Consider the following 10,262-nt stretch of genomic DNA (forward strand, 5'->3'; position numbering starts at 1 on the left):
GAGATCCTCGACTCACGAGGCAACCCCACCGTCGAGGTTGAGATCGTCCTCGACGACGGCGCGTTCGGCCGCGCCGCCGTGCCCAGCGGCGCCTCCACCGGCGCCTTCGAGGCCGTCGAGCTGCGCGACGGCGGCAAGCGGTACGTCGGCAAGGGCGTGCAGAAGGCCGTCAAGGGCGTCGTCGAGGACATCGCCGGGGTGATCGTCGGCCTGGAGGCCGACGACCAGCGCGTCGTCGACCAGGCCATGCTCGACCTCGACGGCACGCCCAACAAGGCCAAGCTGGGCGCGAACGCCATCCTCGGCGCCTCGCTGGCCACCGCCCGCGCCGCCTCGGAGTCGGCGGGCCTGCCCCTGTTCCGCTACGTCGGCGGCCCCAACGCCCACCTGCTGCCCGTCCCGATGATGAACATCCTCAACGGCGGCTCGCACGCGGACTCCAACGTCGACATCCAGGAGTTCATGATCGCCCCGATCGGCGCGGCGACCTTCGCCGAGGCGCTGCAGCAGGGTGCCGAGGTCTACCACGCGCTCAAGGCGGTGCTGAAGAAGAAGGGCCTGGCCACCGGGCTCGGCGACGAGGGCGGCTTTGCCCCCGACCTCTCCTCCAACCGTGCCGCGCTCGACCTGATCGCCGAGGCCGTCAAGTCCGCCGGCCTCAAGCTCGGCAAGGACATCGCGCTGGCCCTCGACGTGGCGGCCAGCGAGTTCCACGACCGCAAGAAGTACTCCTTCGAGGGCAAGAAGAAGTCGGCCGACGAGATGACGGCCTACTACGCCGAGCTCGTCGCGGCGTACCCGATCGTCTCCATCGAGGACCCGCTGGACGAGGACGACTGGTCCGGGTGGAAGACCCTCACCGCCCAGCTCGGGGACACCACCCAGATCGTCGGCGACGACCTGTTCGTCACCAACGTGGAGCGCCTCGGTCGGGGCATCGACGAGCAGTCGGCCAACGCCCTGCTGGTCAAGGTCAACCAGATCGGCTCCCTCACCGAGACCCTCGACTCGGTCGACCTCGCGCACCGCAACGGCTTCCGCTGCATGATGAGCCACCGCTCGGGCGAGACCGAGGACACCACCATCGCCGACCTCGCCGTCGCCACGAACTGCGGCCAGATCAAGACCGGCGCCCCGGCCCGCTCCGAGCGCGTCGCGAAGTACAACCAGCTGCTCCGCATCGAGGACGAGCTGGGTGACGCGGCTCGCTACGCCGGCGCGGGCGCGTTCCCTCGATTCAAGGCCTGATCGGGGCAGACTGCTCCCATGGCTCAGCAGCGTCGGACTCCCCGGGGTGGACCCGGTGGGACCACGGGGCCCGGCTCGCGCACGCAGCGCGGCCGGTCCGTCGTGTCCCGGTCGTCCACCCCGGCGGGGTCGCGCCCCGGCGCGGACGGTCGTCCGCGCCGTCCCCGGCTCACCGGGCGCGCGGCCGTGCTCGTCCTGGTCCTCGCGGTGCTGACCGTCTCGTACGCCTCCTCGATGCGGGCCTACCTCCAGCAGCGCTCCCACATCTCCGAGCTCAAGACGGCCATCGCCGAGCGGGAGTCGAGCATCAACGACCTCGAGCGCGAGAAGCAGCGCTGGGAGGACCCGGCGTACGTCAAGGCCCAGGCGCGCGCCCGCTTCGGCTACCTGATGCCCGGGGAGACCGGCTTCCAGGTGCTGGACGAGAACGGCCGTCCGCTCGAGCAGCAGGCCACCCTCAACGACCCCGACGACGTGCTCAAGATCGAGCCGACCCCGTGGTGGTCGCCGGCCTGGGACTCCGTCGAGCTCGCCGGCAACCCGCCCCCGCCCCAGCCCGAGACCCCGTCGGTCATCGACGGTGTCAAGCTGGACAGGTCCGGACAGCAGTGACCCCACCGATCGACCCTGCCGAGCCCATCGACCCCGCCGACGTCGCCGCCGTGGCGGCCCAGCTCGGCCGGGAGCCCCGCGCCATCCACGAGATCGGGCACCGCTGCCCGTGCGGCAACCCCGACGTGGTGACGACGCTGCCGCGGCTGCCGAACGGCACGCCGTTCCCCACGACGTACTACCTCACCTGCCCGCGCGCGGCCTCCCGCATCGGCACCCTCGAGGGGTCGGGGCTGATGAAGGAGATGCAGGACCGCCTCGCCGAGGATCCCGAGCTGGCGGTGGCCTACCGGAAGGCCCACGAGGCCTACCTGGCCGCGCGGGACGGACTCGCTGCCGGCGCCGGGCAGGACGTCCCCGAGATCGCGRGGATCACCGCGGGCGGGATGCCCGACCGGGTCAAGTGCCTGCACGTCCTCGCCGGGCAGTCGCTCGCCCAGGGTCGCGGCGTCAACCCGCTCGGCGACGAGGTGCTCGACCTGCTCGGCGAGTGGTGGGCCACCGGTCCCTGCGTCGGACGGGAAGCCCCGGACACCGACTGATCGCGGCTGCGGCGCCCGGCGTCCGGAGTCCGCCCGCGGCAGGGCCGTCGCGCCCGTACCGCGATGCGACTGCACACTGGCGAGACCACCCCGTGGGGTGGTAGTCACGTTCACGTGACTGGACTCCTGATCGACGGTCAATGGTGCGGCGCGTCGGACGGAGGCGTCCGGATGATCCGGTGCCCCGCCGACCAGAGCGAGGTCGGTGAGGTGCCCGAGGCCACGGCCGACGACGCGGCGGCCGCCGTACGAGCGGCACGGCGCGCCTTCGACGAGGGGCCGTGGCCGCACACCTCGGCGTTCGAGCGAGCCGCGCTCCTGCGAAGGGTGGCCGACCGCCTGGTGGCCGAGAAGGACGAGGTCGCGCGGCTGGAGAGCCTCGACACCGGCAAGCGCTTCGTGGAGTCACAGCTCGACGTCGACGACATCGAGGCGGTCTTCCGCCACTTCGCCGACCTCGCCGCGGCCGACGCGGGCCGGGTCGTCGACACCGGGCAGGCGGACGTCTCCAGTCGCGTCCTGCACGAGCCGGTCGGGGTGTGCTCCCTGATCACGCCGTGGAACTACCCGCTGCTGCAGACGAGCTGGAAGGTGGCCCCGGCGCTCGCCGCGGGCAACACCTTCGTGCTCAAGCCCAGCGAGCTGACGCCGCACACCTCGATCTGGCTGGTGCGGGTCCTCACCGAGGAAGGGCTCCCGCCGGGCGTGGCGAACCTCGTCCTCGGCGCCGGGGCGGCGGTGGGCCCGACCCTCACCGCCCACGAGGACGTCGACCTGGTCTCGTTCACCGGCGGCCTGGTCACCGGTCGCGCGATCATGGCCGCCGCCGCGCCGACGGTGAAGCGGATCGCCCTGGAGCTGGGTGGCAAGAACCCCAACGTCGTGTTCGCCGACGCCGACCTGCCCGCCGCGATCGACAACGCGCTCACCGCGATCTTCCTCGACTCCGGTCAGGTGTGCTCGGCCGGCGCCCGCCTCGTGGTCGAGGAGAGCATCCACGACGAGGTGGTCGACGCGATCGTGGCGCGGGCCCGGCAGATCCGGCTGGGCGGGCCCTTCGACGAGGACGCCGAGACCGGCCCGTTGATCAGCGAGGCGCACCGGGACAAGGTCGCCACCTACGTCGCCGAGGCCCTCGAGGACGGTGCCACGCTGCGCTGCGGGGGCGGCCCGCCGGAGGGGGAGGAGCACGCCGACGGGTGGTACTTCGCGCCGACGGTGCTCGACGGCTGCACCCGGGAGATGCGCTGCGTCCGCGACGAGTCCTTCGGGCCGGTCCTGACGGTCGAGACGTTCTCGGGGGCGGACCGCGACGCCGCCGAGGACGCCGCGGTGGCGATCGCCAACGACACCGTCTACGGGCTCGCCGGTGCGGTCTGGTCCGAGAACGCCGGCCGCGCCGAGCGGGTGGCGCGTCGGCTGCGGCACGGCACCATCTGGATCAACGACTACCACCCCTACGTCCCGGGGGCCGAGTGGGGCGGCTTCAAGCAGTCCGGGATCGGCCGCGAGCTGGGTCTGGCGGGGCTGGAGGAGTACCGCGAGACCAAGCACGTGTGGCACAACACCCGGCCGGCCCCCGCCGGCTGGTTCGCCGACAGGACGCGGGAGCGGTCATGAAGGATCACTACGACTACGTGATCGTGGGCGGGGGGTCGGCAGGGTCGGCCCTGGGCAACCGGCTGAGCAGCGACCCGTCCACGCGGGTGCTGGTGCTCGAGGCGGGACGCAGCGACTTCCGCGTGGATCCGTTCATCCACATGCCGGCGGCGCTGCCGTACCCGATCGGCAACCGGTTCTACGACTGGAAGTACGAGTCGGACCCCGAGCCCCACATGGGCGGGCGCCGGATCTACCACGCCCGGGGGAAGGTCCTCGGCGGCTCCTCGTCGATCAACGGCATGATCTTCCAGCGCGGCAACCCGATGGACTACGAGCGCTGGGCGGCCGAGCCCGGCATGGCCGCGTGGGACTACGCCCACTGCCTGCCCTACTTCAAGCGCATGGAGACCGTGCTGCTCGAGAACGGCAGCACCGGCGCGGACGCCTGGCGGGGCGGGTCCGGTCCCCTGGTGACGGAGCGGGGTCCCGCGAGCACGCCGCTGTTCGGCGCGTTCTTCGAGGCCGTGCAGCAGGCCGGCTACCCGCTGACCGACGACGTGAACGGCTACCGGCAGGAGGGCTTCGCCAAGTTCGACCGCAACGTCCACCGAGGCCGGCGGCTCTCCGCCGCGCGTGCCTACCTCCATCCCGTCCGGGGCCGCGGGAACCTCACGATCGAGACGCTGGCGATGGTCACCGGGCTCCGCATGGAGGGCACCCGCTGCACCGGGGTCGACTACACGCGGGGCGGGCGCCTGCACCGCTCGGTCTCCGCCGGGGAGGTCGTCCTCTGCGGCGGCGCCTTCAACTCRCCGCAGCTGCTGCAGCTGGCCGGGATCGGCGACCCCGAGGTCCTGCGGGTCGCCGGCGTCCAGCCTCGCGTGGAGCTGCCCGGCGTGGGCAGCAACCTGCAGGACCACCTCGAGGTCTACGTCCAGTACGCCTCGACCCAGCCGGTCTCCATCGCCCCGTGGCTGGCCCACCGCCACAAGCCGCGGGTCGGCGCGGAGTGGCTCTTCGGCCGCCGCGGGGTGGGGGCCTCCAACCACTTCGAGGCCGGGGGGTTCATCCGCTCCAACGACGACGTCGAGTGGCCCAACCTGATGTTCCACTTCCTGCCGATCGCCATCCGGTACGACGGGTCGAAGCCGGCCGAGACCGAGCACGGCATCCACGGCTACCAGGTGCACATCGGCCCGATGTACGCCGACACGCGCGGCCACGTGCGGATCCGCTCGACCGACCCCTACGAGCACCCCTCCATCCTCTTCAACTACCTCTCCACCGAGAACGACCAGCGGGAGTGGGTCGAGATGGTCCGCGCCGCCCGCGGCATCCTCGAGCAGCCCGCCTTCGCCTCCTTCAGCGGCGGCGAGATCTCGCCGGGGGCATCGGTGGAGACCGACGAGGAGATCCTCGAGTGGGTGCGCCGGGACGGGGAGACCGCGCTGCACCCCTCGTGCACCGCCAAGCTGGGCACCGACGACCAGGCCGTCGTCGACCCGTCCACCATGCGGGTGCACGGCACGGAGGGCCTGCGGGTCGTCGACGCCTCGGTCTTCCCCTTCGTGACCAACGGCAACATCTACGCGCCGGTGATGATGGTGGCCGAGAAGGCTGCCGACCTCATCGCCGGCAACACACCGCTCCCCAGCCTGGCGGTGCCGTGGTACCGCCACGGTGCCGGCGACCCGCCGTACCCACCCGGCGACGCACGCAACGACGCGTGGAACGCCCCGCGCGACCTCCCGAGCGCGGCCGGGGTCCGTGCCGCCCGGCGTACGGAGGAGCAGTCATGAGCCTCGGCACGAGCGCGCGGTGCCCCGTGCAGAATGTGCCGCGTGCCTGACGACACCCGGACCGTGGCCGCCATCGACTGCGGCACCAACTCGATCAAGCTGCTGATCGGCACGCCGCCCGAGGTCGTGTGGCGCGAGTCGCGCGTCGTGCGCCTGGGACAGGGCGTCGACACGACCGGCGAGCTGTCCGACGAGGCGCTGGCCCGCACCTTCGTGGCGATCGACGAGCTCGCCGAGGTGCTGCGACAGCACGGGGTGCCGCCCGGGCGCACCCGCTTCTGCGCCACCTCCGCCACCCGCGACGCCCGCAACGCCGCCGTCTTCGTCGAGGGCGTGCGCGCCCGCCTCGGCGTGGACCCTGAGGTGTTGAGCGGTGCCGAGGAGGCCGCGCTGGTGTACGCCGGCGCGGTCGGCCCGCTCACCCCGATGCCCGCCGAGCCGGTGCTGGTCGTCGACATCGGGGGTGGCTCCACCGAGCTGGTCCTCGGCGAGGACGGGCCGCAGGAGTCGACCTCGATGGACATCGGGTCGGTCCGCCTCCACGAGCGCCACCTGCACTCCGACCCGCCAACCGGCGCGCAGGTCGCCGCGTGCGTCGCCGACGTCGGGCGCCACCTCGACGACTCGCCCGTCGGGGTCGGAAGAGCCCGCACCGTCATCGGCACGTCGGGGACGATCAAGACGATCGCGTGCGGCGTCCTGGGCCTGACCGCGTACGACCGGGATGCCTTCGACGGCGCCGAGCTCTCCGTCGCGGACACGCTGGCGTTCTGCGACCGGCTGGTGGCGATGAGCGTCGACGAGCGGCGGGCCCTGCCCTACATGCACCCGGGCCGCGCCGACGTGGTCGGTGCCGGGGCGCTGATCTGGGCTCGCATCCTGGCGCGTGCGTCGGTGCGCACCTACCGCGTCTCCGAGGCCGACATCCTGCACGGCATCGCGGCCTCCATCGGCACGTCGGCCGGGGCCTGAGGGAGCGCCCCGTGCCCGTCGACCTGCCGCACCCGCTCACCGGCCGGCCGTTCGCGTCCCCGGTCCCGCCGGGCACCGGCTGGCCCGAGGACCCCGCGGCGGCCGACACCCGGGTGGCGCGCACCGCGGGCGGCGTACGACGCCTGGCGGTGACCGACGACCTCGGCTCGCTCGAGGCCCGGGTGAGCGTCTGCTCGGCCTGCCCGCGCCTGGTGCGGTGGCGCGAGGACGTGGCGCGCGACAAGCGGGCCTCCTTCGCCGACCAGCCGTACTGGGGGCGACCGATCCCGGGCTGGGGCGACCCGGAGGCCGGCATCCTCGTCGTCGGGCTGGCCCCCGCCGCCAACGGCGGCAACCGCACCGGCCGCGTCTTCACCGGCGACTCGAGCGGAGACTGGCTCTTCGCCAGCCTGCACCGGGTCGGGCTGGCGACGCTGTCGACGAGCACCCACGCCGGCGACGGCCAGCGGCTGGTGGGCACGCGGGTGGTGGCCACCGTCCGGTGTGCGCCGCCGGACAACAGGCCGACGCCGGAGGAGCGGGACACCTGCGCCCCGTGGCTGCACACCGAGCTGCGGCTGCTGGCGCCCCACGTCCGCGTCGTCGTCGCGCTCGGTGCCTACGGCTGGGCGGGGTCGCTCACCGGGCTGGCCGGTCTCGGGCTCGAGGTCCCGCGACCGCGGCCCCGGTTCGGCCACGCGGCCGAGGTGCGCATCGGTGACGTCACCCTGCTCGGGTGCTACCACCCCTCGCAGCACAACACGTTCACGGGTCGGCTCACCCCGGACATGCTCGACGCCGTCTTCCGCCGGGCGCGGGCGCTGGCAGCGGGCGGAGGCCCGGACCCTGACAGGATGGAGCGGTGACCCTCCACGCCATCACCGTCCTCGGCCACGACCGCCCGGGGATCATCGCCGGCACGACGGACCGGATCGCCGGCCTGGGCCTCAATCTCGAGGACTCGTCGATGACGCTGCTCCGTGGCCACTTCGCGATGACCCTGGTGTGTGCCGGCGACGCGCGTGCGGCCGACATCGAGGAGGCGCTGGCGCCGCTGGCCGCCGACGGCACCCTCACGGTCACGGTCCGCGAGGTCCCGGAGGAGCAGCCGCACCCGCCGGTCGGCAGCCAGTGGGTGCTGACCGTCCACGGCGGTGACCGGCCGGGCATCGTGTCAGCAGTCATCGGCGAGATCGCCGAGGTCGGGGGCAACGTCACCGACCTCACCACCCGCCTGGCCGGCGACCTCTACCTGCTCATCGCCGAGGTCGACCTGCCGGTCTCGGTGGACACCGACTCCCTCGCGGTGGCGCTGCGCTCGGTGGCCGACCAGCTGGGCGTCGGCGTGACCCTGCGTCCGGCGGAGTCCGACGAGCTGTGAGCGTCCATCCCCGCGTGGCGGCCTGGACGGAGGCCGACCTCGACGTCGCCGGGCGCGTCCGCGACGTCGTACGAGCGCCCGCCCGCGTGCTGTCGACCGACGGCGACCGGGTCGACCCCACCGCACCGGAAACCGTGCGGCTCGCTGCTGACCTGGTGGCGACGATGCGGGTCTCGCCCGGGTGCGTCGGCCTCGCGGCGCCGCAGGTGGGGGAGGGCCTGAAGGTGTTCTGCGTCGACGTGTCGCAGCATCCCAAGACCCGCGACCACCACGGGACCTTCGTGCTGTGCAACGCCGAGGTGGTGGAGTCGAGCCGCAACGAGAAGGCGCGCGAGGGCTGCATGAGCGTCCCCGACCTCACCGGTGACGTGAAGCGCCCGACCCGCGTCGTCGTCCGTGGTCAGCTCCCGGGCACCGGCGAGGAGGTCACCCTCCAGGCCACCGCCTTCGAGGCCCGTGCGCTCCAGCACGAGATCGACCACTGCGACGGCCTGCTCTTCCTCGACCGCGCGGCGGGGGCGCACGCGATCTACGCTCGCAAGACCTACCTGTGACCGCCTGACGGCACGCCACTCGCCCCGGTATCCCAATCGGCAGAGGAAGCGGTCTTAAAAACCGCGCAGTCTGGGTTCGAGTCCCAGTCGGGGCACCTCCATCTCGTTCGCACACCATCTCGTCGCACCACCGTCTTCTCCAGCGTGTCCACGTCGCCGGCCGGTGGCTAGGCTGCTGTGCACCGCACGCCTGAATCCGAGGAGCATCCGTGGGCCAGTCGGATCCGCCCGTCGCCGAGGTCGACCTCGTCGACAGCTTCGCCCGTCTCGTGGGAGGGGAGGTCGAGGTCGTCCTGGCCGACCCCGGTCCCGTGATCGCGGACGGGGTCACCGTCGTCCTCCGCGGTGAGAGCGGTGTCCGGCGCGGCACCCTCGCCCTGGTGGACGATGACCGCGGGCGGCGTGGCGCCGTGCGGTTCGAGCGGTCGACCCTCACCGACGGCACGTACGCCGTGTGCCTCGAGGGCGCGGGTGACGAACGGCCCCTCGGCTGCCGGCTGCTCGTGCAGGGCGCACGACCGCTGGTGCTGCTGTGGGGCGCGGAGGCACTGCCGTCCCGGCTCCCGACGCCGCACCGGAGGTCTCCCCTCGGGCGCAGGCCGGTGCAGCGGGTGCGTTCGCTCCTGGGGCGGGCGAAGGGCGACCTCAGCCGACGCCTGCCGGGCGCACGCTGACGAGGTCGGCGAACGCCGCACGGACCTCCTCGTCGTGGCCCGGACGTGCCGACCGGCGCAGGTCGGGCAGCCGCTTCCAGCCCGGGCTGGCGAGCAGCACCTCCGGGTCGAGCGCACGCGTGCGCCCGAGCACCGCCTCCGGCACCGGCTGGGGGTCGGGACGCACGGCCTCGGTGGCGACCCACTCGTCGTAGCCCTCCAGGACGCCTCCTCGCCTCGCGTCCGGGAAGAGCACCACGCACGTGCCCGTGGGGCTGGTGTCCACGTCGAGCACCAGCAGGTCGGGGCGGAGCCGACGCAGGGCCGTGGCTGCCTTGTAGACGTCTCCCGTCCAGCCGCGCGTCGTGCGCCTGCGGCTCGCCTCCTCGACCGTGCGGGGAAGCATGTCGTCGAGCACGATGACGCTGGTCGGCAGGGTGAAGCGCTCGACGGCGAGGACGTCGCGCAGGGCGTACTCCGCGAGGTGCATGCCGTCGATGAACGCCAGGTCCACGACGGGGACCGGCAGGTGAGCGAGCGGATGACGGCGAGCGAAGAACTCGTCGCTCGTGGTGCGCGCGAGGTGGACGTCGGCCTGCAGCTCGGTGACGACGCGGAACGCCGGGTCGATACCGACACTGGGGACCCGCGACAGACCCATGCTGGCGCCGCGGTTGACGCCGGTCTCGAGGTAGGTCCGAGGCGCGACGAGGGAGTGCAGCGCGCGGAGCAGCTGGTGGCGTTTCACGGGTCCTCCCGGAGGCAGAGCGGGCGCGTGCGCCACGCTACAGGCCGCCGACCGGGCAGTTCGGGCGCGCTGGATCGTGCCGACCGGGCGGYTCGGGCGCGCTGGGGTACGCCGCGGGCGACCGCACCGGCAGGTTGGCGCGAGGTACGTC

The 10,262-nt window shown here is 73.1% G+C and carries 11 protein-coding genes and 1 tRNA gene; 11 read left to right on the top strand and 1 reads right to left on the bottom strand.

Annotated elements, in window-relative coordinates:
* The 11 genes from eno to ACXJKL_RS06445 all read left to right on the top strand — a co-directional run.
* Positions 1-1,248, top strand: a 1,248-nt coding sequence (gene eno, locus ACXJKL_RS06395; RefSeq protein ID WP_457206223.1) for a phosphopyruvate hydratase, incomplete at its 5' end; no start/stop codon positions are given.
* A gap of 18 nt (positions 1,249-1,266) precedes the next feature.
* Positions 1,267-1,860: an FtsB family cell division protein gene (locus ACXJKL_RS06400; protein WP_457206224.1), complete on the top strand. Its 594-nt coding sequence runs from the start codon at positions 1,267-1,269 to the stop codon at positions 1,858-1,860.
* The gene (locus ACXJKL_RS06405; protein WP_457206225.1) at positions 1,857-2,402 is read left to right on the top strand and encodes a DUF501 domain-containing protein; all 546 of its coding nucleotides are present in this window, start codon (positions 1,857-1,859) and stop codon (positions 2,400-2,402) included. Before ACXJKL_RS06400 ends, ACXJKL_RS06405 begins: the two co-directional genes overlap by 4 nt.
* Before the next feature lie 114 nt (positions 2,403-2,516).
* A complete protein-coding gene (locus ACXJKL_RS06410; RefSeq protein WP_457206226.1) occupies positions 2,517-4,022 on the top strand; it encodes an aldehyde dehydrogenase family protein in 1,506 nt (501 codons plus the stop codon).
* Positions 4,019-5,803 carry a choline dehydrogenase gene (gene betA, locus ACXJKL_RS06415; protein WP_457206227.1) on the top strand — a complete coding sequence of 595 codons (1,785 nt, stop codon included), beginning with the start codon at positions 4,019-4,021 and terminating at the stop codon, positions 5,801-5,803. Before ACXJKL_RS06410 ends, betA begins: the two co-directional genes overlap by 4 nt.
* Positions 5,804-5,845: 42 nt before the next feature.
* The gene (locus ACXJKL_RS06420) at positions 5,846-6,775 is read left to right on the top strand and encodes a Ppx/GppA phosphatase family protein (protein ID WP_457206228.1); all 930 of its coding nucleotides are present in this window, start codon (positions 5,846-5,848) and stop codon (positions 6,773-6,775) included.
* Between the two features lie 11 nt (positions 6,776-6,786).
* A complete protein-coding gene (locus ACXJKL_RS06425) occupies positions 6,787-7,641 on the top strand; it encodes a uracil-DNA glycosylase (protein WP_457206229.1) in 855 nt (284 codons plus the stop codon).
* Positions 7,638-8,156, top strand: coding sequence for a glycine cleavage system protein R (locus ACXJKL_RS06430; RefSeq protein ID WP_457206230.1), 519 nt, complete (start codon positions 7,638-7,640; stop codon positions 8,154-8,156). The genes ACXJKL_RS06425 and ACXJKL_RS06430 overlap by 4 nt, the downstream gene beginning before the upstream one ends.
* A gap of 14 nt (positions 8,157-8,170) precedes the next feature.
* Positions 8,171-8,710, top strand: coding sequence for a peptide deformylase (locus tag ACXJKL_RS06435; RefSeq protein WP_457206231.1), 540 nt, complete (start codon positions 8,171-8,173; stop codon positions 8,708-8,710).
* A 21-nt stretch (positions 8,711-8,731) separates the two neighbouring features.
* Positions 8,732-8,805: transfer RNA gene (locus ACXJKL_RS06440), tRNA-Leu, on the top strand.
* Positions 8,806-8,919: 114 nt separating this feature from the next.
* Positions 8,920-9,384, top strand: a complete 465-nt coding sequence (locus ACXJKL_RS06445; protein ID WP_457206232.1) for a hypothetical protein — start codon at positions 8,920-8,922, stop codon at positions 9,382-9,384.
* On the opposite strand, the gene ACXJKL_RS06450 is transcribed toward ACXJKL_RS06445, so the two are convergent.
* Positions 9,356-10,111, bottom strand: coding sequence for a class I SAM-dependent methyltransferase (locus ACXJKL_RS06450; RefSeq protein WP_457206233.1), 756 nt, complete (start codon positions 10,109-10,111; stop codon positions 9,356-9,358). The two genes, ACXJKL_RS06445 and ACXJKL_RS06450, sit on opposite strands and share 29 nt — an antisense overlap.
* Between the last annotated feature and the right edge of the window lie 151 nt (positions 10,112-10,262).

The sequence above is a fragment of the Nocardioides sp. P5_C9_2 genome (assembly GCF_054049555.1).

Coding starts and splice junctions, on each gene's coding strand:
- ACXJKL_RS06400 (WP_457206224.1), top strand. CDS start 1,267: ATGGCTCAGCAGCGTCGGACTCCCCGGGGTGGACCCGGTGGGACCACG.